Below are 14,485 nucleotides of genomic sequence, written 5' to 3' on the forward strand. Positions count from 1 at the left end.
CGCGCCGTGGTGGTGGTGGAGGCGCGACCGTTCGACCCTTTGTCACGGAGACACCACCATGATCGCTCTCGGAATCCTCTTGTCCGTCGCCGGCATCGGCTTCTTCTGCTGGCTGCTCTTCACCCTGGCTGTTTACGCGCTCCCCTTCTTCGCCGGTATGACGGTCGGGCTGTGGGCCTACGACTCCGGCGCCGGACCGATCGGCGCCTTCCTCGTCGGCGCCTTCGCCGCCGGTCTGACCTTCGGCCTCGGCCAGCTCATGTTCACCACTGTCCGGGCGGTCTGGGTGCGGTTCGCGATTGCCCTCGCGTTCGCGGCCCCGGCGGCCTTCACCGGCTACCACGCCACGCTCGGCCTCACCCGCCTGACCATGCCGTCGGAAGAGTGGCAGATGGCCTTTTCCGTTCTCGGCGCCATCGCCATCGGCCTAACCGCGTGGACCCGTGTGGTGGCGATGGCCCCATCCGGTCAGACCGGGCAGGTAGCGGCGCGGGGCTGACCGACTGCTTCGACGGGGGAAGGCCCAGGGCGGGACGCGCAAAGTCCCGACGTCGGTGCGGGATGGCGCAGGTGAACGGCGTTGAGAAACGTCGTCGCTTGCCTGTCGTGATCGACCCTTTGATGGGAAGCGTTGATGGGAAGCGTTGGGCAGCGGCTTTGCGTCACCTACCGTATCGACCGTGTCGGACGCTCGCCAACTGTTGCTGCAGCGCCGATGCAGAGCAGGCGGTCTTGCCGGAATGGGGTGCGGTTTATCCGCCGGAATGGTGCGGGCCGCTTTCGGTCGTGGGTCGTGCCAGGTCTCCATTGCTGATCTCTGTCGGGTCCCGCGCTCCGCTGCGGCCTCTTCAATGGCCTGATCTGGCCGAAGGTCGGCTTCGCCGCGATCGCCTATGACGCAACCGCGCCGATCGACTTTCTTCCCCTGCCGGCTACGCCGTCATTCCTCGCGAAACAAGAAAGTCGTCTGTCGCCGTCCTCCGCCATGCTGCGGTCGCAAGCGATGCGCCGTCGATCGCCTCCGGCCTCTTGATCGCCATCGAGGCCGCGATGGGCGCGGGCTCGAAACAGAGAGCAACGGAGACTTATCATGGCCACCATCGGCACCTTCAAGAAGACCAGCACCAACGAGTTCGCCGGCGACATCGTCACCCTCTCGGTCCAGGCCAGGAACGTCCGCATCGTTCCCGAAACCAACCAGGCCAGCGAGAACGCCCCCTCCCACCGGGTCTTCGTGGGCCGCGCCGAGATCGGCGCCGCCTGGACCAAGCGCTCCAACGAGGGCCGCGACTATCTCGGCCTGAAGCTGGACGATCCGAGCTTCAACGCTCCGATCTACGCCAACCTCTTCGACGACGAGGACGAGGGCTACAGTCTCATCTGGTCCCGCCCCAACGGTCGCCGCGGCGACTGAGGACCGCGACGCCCCGCCCGGTCCGACCGAGCGGGGCATTGTCATACGCGCGTGCCGCCTGACGGCGCGGCGCGGTGGCGGTCCGCGACCCAAATTCGGACGTGAGCGTTCCGGGATCGCGGTCGCATAACCAGACCTTCAGCTGGTGTGCTCCTACGACCGATCACCACGAACATAGACTTTTGCCAAGGTGCTGACGATCTCTGCCATTTCGGCGCGGAGTTCCGGTGGTCCGACCACTTCGGCCTCCAAACCAAACCGGAGGATCTCCATTGAGGCGTGAGTGATCGATCCCACTGAAAGCGTTACCTGCCGCCAGCCGTGCGCATCAGCCTCCTCTGACACCGTCGCATCCGCGTTGACGGAGGGGGTCAGAAAGGCCTTCATTAGTTCGATGCCACGAGGCGAAAGACGAATTTCGGCCAGATTCGGGTGGATCTCCGACTCGTAGCGACGGATGCTCTCGGTCCAATAGGCCTGAAGGTCGAAAGCCGCTGGATATTCGAAGCGTTCATCAAGAACTTCTAGCTCCCCGATTCGGGAAACACGGTAGGTGCGGGCGGCGCCATTGTCCTGGGCGACCAGATACCAAGCGCCGCCTTTCAGGACGATTCCAAGAGGCTCAACTCGCCGCTCCTTCACTGCCGTCCGGCTCTGGTAGCGCATGCGGATAGCACGCTCGTTCCACACTGCGTCGGCAACGAGCGGCAGATCGACCAAGGTTTCGCCCTCGCTGAACCAAGTCGGTGCGTCGAGATAAAAACGCGTTCTCATCGCGCCAGGACGCATCTCTGCCGGCAAGGCAGCCAAGAGCTTGATGCGCGCGCTCGCCGCCACGGCGCCCAATCCCAGGTCGCCTGCCTGTCGCATAAGCCCGGCCAGAAACAGCGTGTCGGCTTCGGTCGAGGATAGGCCGTTCAGACGGACACGATACCCGTCGAGCAGGCGATAGCCTCCGCTGCTGCCCCGCTCACTGTAGATCGGTATGCCCGCCGCGCTTAGCGCATCCACATCGCGATAGATCGTGCGGAGAGACACCTCGCATTCTTCGGCGAGCGCCTGGGCGGTGACGTGTCCCTTCGCTTGCAGGGTAGTCAGGATGGATAAAAGGCGGCTCGCTCGCATACAAAGAGCCTAACCCAACCTGACACGAACTGACAGGTATGGCCGCTTAATGTGCTGTTGTCGGACGAGGGTGAGGCAATGCGCCGATGCTCGCTCCGACCTCATCCCGGGCACGCGGAAGTCGGCCCGGGAATAAACTTGGAACCGAGATCATGTCACGCGCCGTCAAATACTTAATTGCAGGAGTGCTTTTCACCATGACCACAGGACTTGCTACGACGACTTCGGCTGGCGAGAGCGATCGCAAGCTCACCATCGTCAATCCCCAGAACCTCTACGATCCAACGCCGAATGGCTACAGCACGGCGGTGATCACCCCTCCCAATGCCCGGATAGCGTACATATCCGGACAGGGCGGGCAAGATAACACGGGAGCCTTGTCGCCAGACTTCGCGGCTCAGGTTGAACAGGCCTACGCGAACTTAAATGCCGCGCTTGAAGGGATCGGGGCAAGACCTGACCAGGTCGCCAAACTCACCGTATTCGTCGTCGATCACGACATGTACAAGCTGGAAGTGCTGACCAGGAACGTCGTGGAAATGTTCGGCGAGAGGCTGCCAGCGCAAACTCTGATCCCGGTTCCCAAGCTTGCGATCGATCCAATGCTTTTTGAGGTCGAAGCCGTCGTCGTTCTGTATTAACGGCGCCGGATAGCCCCACGCGCCGCGGCGACCGAGGCCCGCGGTGCCCCGCCCGGTCCAACCGGGCGGGGCAATGTCGTCAGCGCGTGATGCCTGACACAGGAGCGCGGTTGCGGTTCGCATTGCCAAAGGGAGCTTCGCACGCCGTGCCAGTCAGTCCGGGCGACGTGCCTGCGCTTCTTGAACGGCCTTAACTGCCTTTCCGAACTCTTCTGGCGTCGGCGATTCCTCAAAGGAGGGGATTTCGTCCGGGATTGCGATCCAGGATTGCTTTCGCTTCGTTCAGATATGGGCGATCGGTTCCAGGCGATGGCTGTCCGACAATGTACCTGCCCGAAGGAAAATCAGCCCGGGGAGCGCGCTATTGCGATTGAAAATACGCGTATGACAGGCCTCGCAAACAACCTGCTCAAAGTCGATCCCGCCGTTCGCATGGGAGTAAGAGACTGTCGGGCCGTCGCACGTCATTGCTGACTCGGGAACCATCGCATGTTCGCCGAAGGCACTTCCGCTCCATGTTTGGCAATTTAGGCAGTGGCACGCATAGACGTGAACCGTTTCATTGGCGTCCAGATTATATGTTACTGCATTAAACCGACATCCCCCGGTTTGAAGCATGGAATTCCAACCTTTCTGCGATAAGAAATCTGGGTGCTATGCGTCATCTAAGATCAAGGCCGGAAGTCTACTTTCCATCAATCTCGAGCGAGCTTCTCGGCCGGCATCAAGCTCGCAATCTGATTTTGAGCTATGGGCGACCGAATCAGACAGAGCCTAGCGCCAGGCCGGAACGCCTGCACAGGCGCTTTCTACTAGCCAGTCGTAGCAAAGGCGACTATTTTAGTCGTAGTCGTGGCGTGCGCGCCTGAGTCCGTAGGAGGTGGTCATGCATGATCACCGCCCGACAGACGCGGGCCGCGCGCGCGTTGCTGAGTTGGAATCAGGAGACGCTCGCTGAAAAGGCCCTGGTATCGCTGACCGCGCTCAAGCGCCTTGAGTCCGCCAACGACCTCAAGGTGCATGAATCGACGCGTGATCAGGTGCGCAGGACGCTGGAAGCCGCCGGCATCGTTCTCCTGACGTCCGATCGCGGCGAGGGTGTGATGATCGTAAGGGAATCCGGCGTTGGCAAGGCGCCCTGACGCTCGATACTAGCCGGGCGGCACGTTCCGAGATCTGCAGCCTGCTGCCTTCGTAACGTCCATTCGTCGCGGTGTTGCACCGTTCAACAATATTACGCTGGTCAAAGCATCACGGCCACGGCTTCAGGAGCATCGCGGAGAAGCGCCATGACGCAGAATGATTTCAAGGAGGAGCCGCCGGAGAGCCCGGCGCTCACAGATTATGACCGGCGACAGATGGCACGGTACATGCGCCTTCTAGACGCCGAGGCCGATGGCGCCGATTGGCGTGAGGCTGTTTCGGTCCTTTTCGGTCTCGATCCCGACCGCGAGCCGGAGCGGGCACGCCGCATCCACAACACCCATCTCGCCCGTGCCCGCTGGATGACGGAACACGGCTATCGCGAGCTTGTCCGAGAAGGACGGCACTGACACCGGAGGCGTGCGTCTCACGCAACGGATGATGCGTCTGCCGGGACTTTACCGAGTGTTTTCAACCGGGAATCGTATCGTCCGGTCCATGCACCATCCATGCGAGCCCCGGAGACCGCCGATGAAGCCCGACACGTCTCGATGGCGATCGTCATCGACTTACGATTACCTAGACGACCTCATCCCGTCGGACCTCGCTTGGGAGTGGTTGCGGCGCAACGCGGAATACCAGCGCGACTATGCCGAAATCGAACGGCGCCCTCGCGCTGCCACCCAGCTGACCAACCTGGTGAGGCTGCGGTGGGGCGTGCGATTTCCCTGTCCGCCCCGATTTCGCGGCCAGCGAGACGACGGTGTTCTGGGCGCCGGAGGCCGATCCGGGCACGGTGATTCTCACGATAGCGCCGGCGCTTCCCGGCCGCGACGGCACGCCGCCGGCTGAGCTCGATCCCGTCACTGTCCGCCTCGGAGACGAGGGCCTGCACATGGTGCATGGCGGAGGTTCCGCCGCCCTCCATCTGTTGTTACTAGGCGACACGCGACCTGGCCAACCGCTCGCCGCGCTCTTGCCGCTCGACGCCGACGCACCGGACCGGCTGGATGCGCTCGCCCGCCTGATACGCGGTCTGAGCCGGCCACCCACACCGCCGGACACGCGCCTGACGGCGCAGCGCCGACGCCGCCTCAAGCACATGCTCCAGGCACTCGACGGAACGACATCCGGGGCGAGCTACCGGGACATCGCCGAAGTCATGTTCGGTGCAGGCCGCGTTGCGTCGGATCCCTGGAAGACCTCAGCACTGCGCGATGCCGCCATCCGTTTGGTCCGCGACGGACGCAAGATGGTCAGCGGCGGCTATCGCCAGCTCCTGCATCGACGTCGAGCCTGACCCGGTCCCGTGCCCCTGCTTGGGGGTGCGTTTTTAGGACCATCATCTTCGCCATCCCCCCGCGCCGCCGCCCTCCGCCAACGTGGCCCTCGTTCACCGTCGCCCTTCGGCGCTGCGAACCGAACCCACGGAGGCCCGATTATGTCCGCCAATCCCACCGGCGTGCCGCAACGATTTCTACGAACCCCCGAAGCCGCCCGTTTCCTCGGTCTGTCCGGCCGGACGCTGGAGAAACATCGCACCTACGGGACCGGACCCGCCTATCGCAAGCTCGGCGGCCGCGTCGTGTACGCCGTAGAGGATCTCCAGTCCTGGGCCGACCTCGGCGCCAAGAGCTCGACCTCTGATCCGGGCCGCGGCACCGTTCTTCCCGCCAAGCGTCACGATGCCCTGCCGCCGGCTTTCGCCGGTCGTGCGGGCCGCTAACCGTCGGGCGCTCATCCCATGGCGGCACGACCTCGCCCGATGTCCGAGCGCGAACAGCTCGACCTGTTTCGAGCGCTCCCCGGCGATCTCGCGCCCCGCGACGCGCAGGACCTTATGGCCTACCCGTTCTTCTCCCTTGCCAAGTCGAAACGCCTGGCGCCGATCGATTTCAAGGCAGGGTCGATCGTCATCCGCGTCGAGGCGGTGCCTGAGCACGGCATGGCGACCATCTGGGATGCCGACGTGCTGATCTGGGCCGCGAGCCAGATCGTCGAGGCCCGCGACGCCGGCCTACGGCCATCGCGGCTGATGGGCGCAAGACCCTACGAGATCCTGAACTTCATCGGCCGCGGCGTCTCCCTGCGAGACTACGACCGCCTGAAGGCCGCGCTCGACCGGCTGCAATCCACCACCATCGCGACCTCGATCCGCCAGCCGACCGAACGGCGGCTGCATCGCTTCTCCTGGATCAACGAGTGGAAGGAAAAAGCCGACGATCGCGGCCGTCCACTCGGCCTCGAGCTGATCGTTCCCGACTGGTTCTACGCCGCCGTCCTAGACGACGCGCTCGTGCTGACGATCGACCGCGCCTATTTCGATCTGACCGGCGGCCTGGAGCGCTGGCTCTATCGGCTCGTGCGCAAGCATGGCGGCCGGCAAGAGTTCGGCTGGAGCTTCGACTTCATCCATCTCCACGCCAAGTCGGGCAGCCTCTCGCCTCTGAAGCACTTCGCCTACGACTTGCGCGACATCGTCCGTCGCCAGGCGCTGCCTGGCTATCGCCTGACGATCGAGCGCCCGTCCAGCGGACCCGAACGCCTCTCCTTCGCTCCGACCGGTCTGCCGTCTTTTGGCACACAGTGCCGCCGCCGCGCCAACGCCCGCCCTGGGGATAAGCTGTGAATCGTCTCGTGCTATCGAGGACCGCCCCTGTCGTGCCATCGGGGACCCGATCCTCGTGCTATCGGGGACCGAAATCGCTGGTTCCACTCGCAATTTCAGAGACTTGCGGCTTCCGTAACTTCTCTAACCTAGATTCCTACGGAATCTTTCTAACGCGCCCCCCGTTCTGCCCGCCTGCGGATAACCGGCAAGCTGCCGCCCGGAGCGCGTCATGATCGTCGCGCTCCTCAACCAGAAGGGCGGGGTCGGCAAGACGACGCTTGCCCTTCATCTCGCCGGGGAGTGGGCCGGGAGAGGAAAGCGTGTCACGCTGATCGACGCGGACCCGCAGGGCTCGGCTCTCGACTGGTCCGAGCAGCGCGCCCGCGAGGACCTGCCGCGCCCGTTTGGCGTCGTCGGTCTCGCCCGCGATACGCTCCACCGCGAGGCGCCGGAGCTGGCGCGCGGCGTCGACCACATCGTCATCGACGGACCACCCCGGGTCGCCGGGCTGATGCGCTCGGCGCTGCTTTCCGCCGACCTCGTCCTCATACCCGTGCAGCCGTCGCCTTTCGACGGCTGGGCGTCCGCCGAGATGCTGCGCCTGGTCGAGGAGGCGCGCGTGTACCGTCCGCAACTCGCCGTGCGGTTCGTCCTGAACCGCTGCGCCGCCCGCACCGTCATCGCCCGGGAAACGGCCGAGACGCTGGCTGACCATGATCCCCCGGTGCTCGCCACGACGATCGGCCAGCGCGTCACCTTCGCCGACACGGCGCGGTCCGGACGGCTCGTCTCCGAGATCAATCAGCGCAGTCCCGCCGCCCGCGAGATCGCGGCCCTCGCTCGCGAGATCGACGGGCTGGCGCCGTGACCAAGCCGTCGACCACGCCCGGCTTCGCCCGCCGCCCCGCCGATCCGGAGCACTGGATCAAGGCCGGGGAGTCCACCACAGTAGCCCCCAAGGGCGACACCTTCACCGCCCGGCTGACCATCGACGTCACACCGGAGCTGCGCGGGCGCATCAAGATCGCCGCCTTCGGGCGCGGCACCACCGTCGCGGACATGCTGCGCGAGTTGCTCTCGCAATCCTTTCCCGACCCTTCCGGAGACCATCATGACTAGCCAAGCCGCCATACCGGCGAGCGCGGGACGGCAACCTGCGTCCGCCCTCCCGCCGTTTACCACCCAGGTCGAACTGACCTGGGTCGAGAAGAAGATCGAGCATTGGATCCGGTTCGGCCATCCCGTCCATGAGCAGATCCTGGACCGTCGCCGGCGCATCGTCAGCTTCGCGCCTGACGCAATCTTTGCGTTCGTCCGATGGGCGTCGAACGACTTCGGGACCATCATCTCGCGTATCGACATCGTGCGGGCGATCGGGCCAGGTGAAGCGCATCAGACGCTCCCCTTCGTGCGTCCCGGCGGCGAGATCCTCCTCCGCGCGGACGGCTGGCCGAAGGTCGAGCGCGTGCTCCAGGCCATCGACGCTGTCGAGGCGTTGGACCTCGATCCGGCCGATGTCGCCCCGGATCACTGGCGTCACGTCCACAACCGCCTGACCGCTGGGCACGAGCCCCGCAGCTACTCATGCGAGCGCCACGACGCATGGCTCAAGCGCCGGAGGGCGGAGCCATGACCCGTCTTGTCTGGGCCTTCGGCACCCTGGTCGCCACCTCGCTGGTCGCGGTCTCGACCTATGTCGATACGCCGACCAAGCTCATCTGGAACGCCTCAGCCAGCACGCCGATCGGGCTCTACGCCGTGCAGCCGATCGAGCGACTGGAGGTCACCGACCTTGTCGCGGTCGATCCGCCGGAGCCGATGGCGAGCTTCCTTGCCGACGGCGGTTATCTGCCGCCCGGCGTGCCGCTCCTGAAGCGGGTCGCGGGTCTGCCGCGACAGGAGGTCTGTCGGGTCAGCGTCACCATCACGGTGGATCGGGTCGCGATGGGCCAGGCTCGCGAGACCGACAGGTTCGGTCGGCCAATGCCCGGATGGCAGGGCTGCCGCCGCATCGCGGATGGCGAGGTCTTCCTGATGAACTGGGAAGTCTCGGACAGCCTTGACGGCCGCTATTTCGGGCCAATCCCCGCCACTTCGATCATCGGTCGAGCGGTGCCGCTCTGGACCGATGAGAACGGCCGCGGCCGCTTCGAATGGCGCGCGCAGACGCGCTGATCAGCGCGTCGATCGGCACCGTCAACTTCTCCCCCAGCAAGCAGAAAGGACAAAGCCATGGCACAGATCGGAGACTTCACCCGCACCGAGACCGGCTATTCCGGCCGCATTAGAACACTCGGATTCGACGTCGAACTCGCCATTGTTCCCGCCGAGCCCTCGGACGCCGAGAACGCGCCCGACTTCCGTGTTCACATCGGCCAGGAGGACGGCCCTGAGATCGGCGCCGGCTGGAAACGGGTGGGCGAGAAGGCCGGTGATTACGTCTCGCTGGCGATCGACGATCCCGCTCTTCCGCAACCGATCCGCGCCAACCTGTTCCGGACCGGTGCCGACGGAAACGGCTGGTCGCTGCACTGGAACCGTCCCTCCAAGCGCGCGGAGCGGGACTGAACGATGTCGCGCTTCGACATGCGATATCGGGATCTTGCGACCGTCGGGCTGGCGCGCGCCGCCCGAACGGCCGCACTCCTTCTCCTTTCCGGCCTCGTCTCGGCAGCCGCGCCGCCGGTCGCCACGCTGGCGCAGAGCGCGCCGGTGGAGCGACCGGTTCCGGCCGATCCCTACGCGGCCCACATCGCGGAAGCCTCGCACCGCTTCGGCATCCCGGAGGCATGGATCCGTGCCATCATGCGCGTCGAAAGCGCCGGCCAGGTGCGTGCGATTTCATCCGCCGGCGCCATGGGGCTGATGCAGGTCATGCCGGGGACATGGGCCGAGCTGCGGGCACGATACGGCCTCGGCAGCGATCCCTATGACCCGCGCGAGAACATCCTGGCGGGCACCGCTTACCTGCGCGAGATGCACGACCGTTACGGCGCGCCCGGCTTCCTCGCGGCCTACAACGCCGGTCCTCGCCGCTACGAACAACATCTCACGGGCCGTCCGCTTCCGGCGGAAACGCGGGCCTATCTCGCCACGCTCGCGCCTCTTGTCGGTGGCCGTGACCTCACAGCCTCGGTCGCGGTCGCCGCCGTCGATCCCGACGCATGGCGACGCTCGCCACTGTTCGTCCGCCGCGTTTCGATCACCAAGGCTGTCGATCCTATGCGCTCCGACGGTCAATCGGAGGATGCTCCAGCGGCGGCATCCGTCACAGACTCCGACACGATCGCGCCGCAGCCCGATGGCCTGTTCGTCGCCAGGTCGCGCACGGGACAGCCGCAATGAGCACCGGGTTCCGGCATCGCATCATGGCGTGGATACGCGGATCGTGGAGTGTGTTGAGGCGGGGGGTGGGGAGCACGACCGAACGATGGCAAGATAAAAGAGGCTCGCCGGTCGTCATCCAAGCCATTGAGATGGCTTGTCTTTCGGCGTGCCTATCGGTCGGGTCGCGTGCCGCGACTGAGGAATTCTCCAGTGATTCCAATGCAGTTTCCGGCACTGTAGCCGGCCCCCGTTTGGCAGGGCAGCCATGAGCGAGGGCGATAGCGATTTTCGCGTTCGGCCAGGGCGCATCCGCAGCACGCGCGTGCCGAGGGCCAAGAGCTTCATCAACAAGGTGCTGCACGCCGCCAAACGGGCTGGTCATGCCAATGGCGTGTCCAGCTCGGGGCCGAAGACCGGGCGATCGCCCGCTTTCGGCCGCTCCAGTTTCGGGCGTGGCCGGATCAACTTCAGCCGGAATCGTCTCTTTTCCTCCAGCCGGCGTGTCGTTGTCGCCGCTCGGATTGGCCGGCATTCCGGCAAGGCGTTTCGATCAGCCCCGCTGTCCGCGCACCTGTCCTATTTGAAGCGCGACGGCGTGACCCGTGACGGCGAGAGGGCGGCGATGTTCGACGCGGGCACCGACCGCGCCGACGACCTGGCCTTCGCCGAACGCTCGAAGGAGGACCGGCACCACTTTCGCTTCATCGTCTCGCCCGAGGACGCCGGCGAGATGACCGACCTTCGCGCCTTCACGCGCGACCTCGCCAAGCAGATGGAAACCGACCTTGGCTCCCGGCTCGACTGGGTCGCCGTCGATCACTGGAACACCGACAATCCGCACGTCCACTTGTTGGTGCGGGGCGTCGCCGACACCGGCGCGGACCTCGTGATCTCGCGCGATTACATCAGCCGTGGCATGCGCTCACGCGCCGAAGAGCTCGCGTCGATCGAACTCGGGCCACGACCCGAGCACGAAATCCGCAACGCCCTGGCGAGAGAGATCACCGCCGAGCGTTGGACGCGGCTCGATGTGGAGATCCGCATCGCTGCCGATGCGACCGGGCACATCGACCTGCGCCCCGAGGCACATGGCCCGACCGATCCAGAAGGTCGAAGCCTTATGGTTGGCCGGGTCCAGCACCTGGAAAAGATGGGCCTCGCCACTCCGGCTGGGCCGGGCGAATGGGTGATCGGCCTTGAAGCTGAACGTTCGCTGCGCGACCTCGGTATGCGCGGCGATATCATCAAGACGATGCACCGGGCGTTCGCCGAGCGAGGCGAGGATCGCGGCGTCGCTGATTATGTGATCGATGCAGGGGTGAGCGGCTCGCCGATCATCGGGCGTCTGGTGGACAAGGGCCTTCAGAACGAACTGACCGGCGAAGCCTATGCCGTCATCGACGGCACCGACGGCCGCGCCCACCATGTTCGCTTCCGGGGCATCGAGGCGTTCGAACACTCGCCGCCGCTTGGCGGCATCGTCGAGGTCCGCCGCTTCGGCGGGCCGCAGGACGAACGTCCAACGCTAGTGCTCGCCAATCGCTCTGACTTCGACCTGAAGCGACAGATCACGGCAATGGGCGCGACATGGCTCGATCACCGGCTCGTCGAACGTGACCCGACACCGCTCGCGATGGGCGGCTTCGGCCGCGAGGTTCGCGAAGCGATGCCGGCTCGCGCCGAGCATCTCGCCGAGCAAGGGTTCGCTCGCCGACAAGGCGAGCGCGTCATTCTGCAGCGCGGTCTCCTAAGCGCCCTGAGCCGTCGTGATCTGGACGCCGCCGCGGCGAAGCTCTCGGCCGACAACGGCCTGCCGCATCTGAAGACTGCGGCTGGCGAGCACATCGCTGGCGTCTATCGTCAGCGCCTCAATCTCACATCCGGCCGCTTCGCGATGATCGACAACGGCCTCGGCTTCCAGCTCGTGCCGTGGTCGCCGCCGCTCGAGAAGAAGCTCGGCCAGCACATCGCCGGCATCGCAAGGAACGGGGGCGAAATCGAATGGAGCTTCGGCCGCAAACGGGAGCTGGGACGATAGGCCTCCGCTGTCGGATAGGGGTGGGTGGAAACCGGACCTCAGGTGCGTCGCAAAAGTTCGTCGCGAAATACGAACTTTCGCGAGTGACATTTGCGACGAGTAAAGCCTTGATGGTCCAAAGGCGGTTAGACTGGCGCGAAACTTAGGCAGGCCGTGCGTGAGCGGAAGGTTCAGGACGGCCCGGACCTGCTGACCCAGGGCAGCGCCGACCTGATCCAGAGCCTGCTTGCCGCCGATCTGGTCGATGTCCTGAAGCTGCTGACCTTCCCGGTCGTGCTGGGTTCCGGCAAGCGGCTGTTCGGCGACGGGGCAGCGGCCCACGAGCTGAAGCTGGTCGACAGCCGCGTCTCGACCACCGGCGTCATCATCACGACCCATCACCGCGACGGCCCGGTCCGCACCGGCACCTTCGCCCTCGACTGAACCCCGACCGAAAAGGAGACACGCCATGAAGATCACCCCCAATCTGATGTTCCAGACCGATGCCCGCGAGGCCTTCCAGGCCTATGCCGACATCCTGAAGGCCGACCGGCTCGACCTGATCACCTTCGCCGACATGCCCGACGCTCCAGTCGGCCCGGACTGGCAGGACAAGATCGCCCATGCCTGGCTGCAGGTCGGCGACCAGGCGATCATGGGGTCCGACAGCCCGCCCGGCGTCTGCGCCGATGGCCTGGAGACGGGAACGGCCGCGGGCGACGGCTCGGTTGCCCTGCATTTCGACGCCCCGGACGAGGCGCGGCGGGTGTTCGACGCCCTGGCCGAAGGCGGCGTGGTCCAGATGCCGTTCTCGCCCACCTCCTGGTCCCCCGGCTTCGGCATGACACGCGACCGCTTCGGCAAGGACTGGATGATCAACACCAATAGTCCGACCGCCTGAATGCGGGCATCCGACCCGCCGACCGCACGTCATCGACAATCCGAAACAGGAGAAAACCCATGTCCTACGTCACCGGCTTCACGCTCTGCTGACCTCGGGAGACACACCACCATGGCCGGAGCTGCCGCTTGCGACCTATGTCATCGTCCATGAGGTGCCTGCGGATGCGTGGGGTTATGCCGGACTGACCCAGGACCATCGTCGCGCGGCTGCTGCCGCTTGTGGAGGCGTGGAATTCCTGACTTTTCCAAAGACGGACCTCGTGCGCGTCAGTGCTTCGGCCGATTCGCTTTTGCCTCCAACAAATCGAGGAAGATGAAGGCGGTGATGACCGCGAGCCCAATTGCGGTCAGCCACGTCCAAGCGTAGGCCGGGGAAAGCCCTTGGATAGCGAAGGAGACGAGCGGCATCGCGGCCATGGTCACCATGACCGTGTAGGGCTCGCTGTAGCGAATCCCGACCTGCAAAAGATACATCGGCGCGATGACGCCAATCACCGCGACGGCCAAGAGAACCATCGCCAAGGCCGCCGACCACTCGATTGCGGACAAATCGGCCGTAGTCGCAAACGCGAGCGAGATTGGGAGGATGAGGTAGAAGCGGTGTGCGAGAACGGCGCCGGACTTCCACCCCCGATCCAGTAGAGCCTTCGACGCGACGGTGATCAGGACGGCACCCGCCCCCGTCGCAATGCTCGCTGCAACGCCGAGGAGAGCGGTGCTGACGGTCGACGCAGCTTCTTCCGTTCCGCGTGCGGCGGCAGCGGCAAGGATGGCGCATCCACACAGGACGCCGATGCAGACGACCAATCGCCTCGTCGTTGGCTTGGTCCCCGTCATCATTAGCGCGATCAGAACGGCGAAGATCGGGCCGACGCCGACATTGAGCGCGCTGGCGATGGCCGGTTCAATGATTTTTAGGGCGTAGAAGAACGCCAGGAATGTCAGCGCCGTGCTGGCGTTGAGAAGGATCAGCGGCTTCCAGGCCGGAAACTTCGCGCCTCGCCCCGACACGACAAGAAAAAACGTCGCCGTCAGAAGGAAAGTGGCGAAAACGAAGAGCGGGGACGGGATGTCCGTCAGCCACGTTCCGTAGGCGACTTGGCCGGAAGCTTGCAGGATCACCGCCAGAAGAACCGCGCCGCGCCCGAGCGCCCGTCGGTCCATCAGCGATCTGTCGAGACGCAAAACAGCCTCGCCTTAGCGTATATTATTGTAAAGCTTCCCACGGAGCACCGCTTAGCAGACAACGTTTGCTGTCGCAGAAAGGTCTGACCTGGTTACCTGATGCCGCATAAGTCCTGATT

19 protein-coding genes are annotated in these 14,485 nt (G+C 65.0%); 17 read left to right on the forward strand and 2 right to left on the reverse strand.

Going from position 1 to position 14,485, the window contains the following annotated elements:
• Positions 1-58: 58 nt before the first annotated feature.
• Both AAFN89_RS15020 and AAFN89_RS15025 read left to right on the forward strand, forming a co-directional pair.
• Positions 59-499, forward strand: coding sequence for a hypothetical protein (locus AAFN89_RS15020; protein ID WP_347539904.1), 441 nt, complete (start codon positions 59-61; stop codon positions 497-499).
• Positions 500-1,090: 591 nt separating this feature from the next.
• Positions 1,091-1,414, forward strand: coding sequence for a DUF736 domain-containing protein (locus tag AAFN89_RS15025; RefSeq protein ID WP_347539905.1), 324 nt, complete (start codon positions 1,091-1,093; stop codon positions 1,412-1,414).
• Between the two features lie 153 nt (positions 1,415-1,567).
• On the opposite strand, the gene AAFN89_RS15030 is transcribed toward AAFN89_RS15025, so the two are convergent.
• On the reverse strand, positions 1,568-2,539 hold the full coding sequence (locus tag AAFN89_RS15030) for a YafY family protein (RefSeq protein WP_347539907.1): 972 nt from the start codon (positions 2,537-2,539) through the stop codon (positions 1,568-1,570).
• Positions 2,540-2,691: 152 nt separating this feature from the next.
• On the opposite strand from AAFN89_RS15030, the gene AAFN89_RS15035 reads away from it, so the two are divergent.
• The 15 genes from AAFN89_RS15035 (at position 2,692) to AAFN89_RS15105 (ending at position 13,179) form a co-directional block, all read left to right on the forward strand.
• Positions 2,692-3,180: a RidA family protein gene (locus AAFN89_RS15035; RefSeq protein WP_347539908.1), complete on the forward strand. Its 489-nt coding sequence runs from the start codon at positions 2,692-2,694 to the stop codon at positions 3,178-3,180.
• Positions 3,181-4,070: 890 nt separating this feature from the next.
• Positions 4,071-4,322, forward strand: a complete 252-nt coding sequence (locus tag AAFN89_RS15040; protein WP_347539909.1) for a hypothetical protein — start codon at positions 4,071-4,073, stop codon at positions 4,320-4,322.
• A 147-nt stretch (positions 4,323-4,469) separates the two neighbouring features.
• Positions 4,470-4,733: a DUF2285 domain-containing protein gene (locus AAFN89_RS15045; protein ID WP_347539910.1), complete on the forward strand. Its 264-nt coding sequence runs from the start codon at positions 4,470-4,472 to the stop codon at positions 4,731-4,733.
• A gap of 353 nt (positions 4,734-5,086) precedes the next feature.
• The gene (locus tag AAFN89_RS15050; RefSeq protein ID WP_347539911.1) at positions 5,087-5,623 is read left to right on the forward strand and encodes a DUF2285 domain-containing protein; all 537 of its coding nucleotides are present in this window, start codon (positions 5,087-5,089) and stop codon (positions 5,621-5,623) included.
• 141 nt (positions 5,624-5,764) lie between these two features.
• Positions 5,765-6,049, forward strand: coding sequence for a helix-turn-helix domain-containing protein (locus AAFN89_RS15055; protein WP_347539912.1), 285 nt, complete (start codon positions 5,765-5,767; stop codon positions 6,047-6,049).
• Positions 6,050-6,067: 18 nt separating this feature from the next.
• Entirely contained in the window at positions 6,068-6,952 is an 885-nt protein-coding gene (locus AAFN89_RS15060) for a replication initiator protein A (protein ID WP_347539913.1), read from the forward strand.
• Positions 6,953-7,163: 211 nt separating this feature from the next.
• Positions 7,164-7,802 (forward strand): ParA family partition ATPase, encoded by a 639-nt coding sequence (gene parA / locus AAFN89_RS15065; RefSeq protein WP_347539915.1) that lies wholly within the window; start codon positions 7,164-7,166, stop codon positions 7,800-7,802.
• Entirely contained in the window at positions 7,799-8,053 is a 255-nt protein-coding gene (locus tag AAFN89_RS15070; RefSeq protein WP_347539916.1) for a hypothetical protein, read from the forward strand. The genes parA and AAFN89_RS15070 overlap by 4 nt, the downstream gene beginning before the upstream one ends.
• Positions 8,046-8,567 carry a DUF2840 domain-containing protein gene (locus AAFN89_RS15075; RefSeq protein ID WP_347539917.1) on the forward strand — a complete coding sequence of 174 codons (522 nt, stop codon included), beginning with the start codon at positions 8,046-8,048 and terminating at the stop codon, positions 8,565-8,567. Before AAFN89_RS15070 ends, AAFN89_RS15075 begins: the two co-directional genes overlap by 8 nt.
• Positions 8,564-9,109, forward strand: a complete 546-nt coding sequence (locus tag AAFN89_RS15080; RefSeq protein ID WP_347539918.1) for a S26 family signal peptidase — start codon at positions 8,564-8,566, stop codon at positions 9,107-9,109. Before AAFN89_RS15075 ends, AAFN89_RS15080 begins: the two co-directional genes overlap by 4 nt.
• Positions 9,110-9,166: 57 nt before the next feature.
• Entirely contained in the window at positions 9,167-9,502 is a 336-nt protein-coding gene (locus AAFN89_RS15085) for a DUF736 domain-containing protein (protein WP_347539919.1), read from the forward strand.
• 3 nt (positions 9,503-9,505) lie between these two features.
• Positions 9,506-10,279, forward strand: coding sequence for a lytic transglycosylase domain-containing protein (locus AAFN89_RS15090; protein WP_347539920.1), 774 nt, complete (start codon positions 9,506-9,508; stop codon positions 10,277-10,279).
• A 247-nt stretch (positions 10,280-10,526) separates the two neighbouring features.
• Positions 10,527-12,299 carry a DUF3363 domain-containing protein gene (locus tag AAFN89_RS15095; RefSeq protein ID WP_347539921.1) on the forward strand — a complete coding sequence of 591 codons (1,773 nt, stop codon included), beginning with the start codon at positions 10,527-10,529 and terminating at the stop codon, positions 12,297-12,299.
• A gap of 153 nt (positions 12,300-12,452) precedes the next feature.
• Positions 12,453-12,722, forward strand: a complete 270-nt coding sequence (locus AAFN89_RS15100; protein ID WP_347539923.1) for a dihydrofolate reductase family protein — start codon at positions 12,453-12,455, stop codon at positions 12,720-12,722.
• 25 nt (positions 12,723-12,747) lie between these two features.
• Positions 12,748-13,179 (forward strand): VOC family protein, encoded by a 432-nt coding sequence (locus AAFN89_RS15105; RefSeq protein ID WP_347539924.1) that lies wholly within the window; start codon positions 12,748-12,750, stop codon positions 13,177-13,179.
• A gap of 269 nt (positions 13,180-13,448) precedes the next feature.
• Here AAFN89_RS15105 and AAFN89_RS15110 read toward each other — a convergent pair whose 3' ends face one another.
• A complete protein-coding gene (locus AAFN89_RS15110) occupies positions 13,449-14,366 on the reverse strand; it encodes a DMT family transporter (protein WP_347539926.1) in 918 nt (305 codons plus the stop codon).
• Positions 14,367-14,485: the final 119 nt, after the last annotated feature.

The sequence above is a fragment of the Inquilinus sp. CAU 1745 genome (genome assembly GCF_039839375.1).
In the GTDB taxonomy this organism is placed as follows: domain Bacteria; phylum Pseudomonadota; class Alphaproteobacteria; order DSM-16000; family Inquilinaceae; genus JBDOQU01.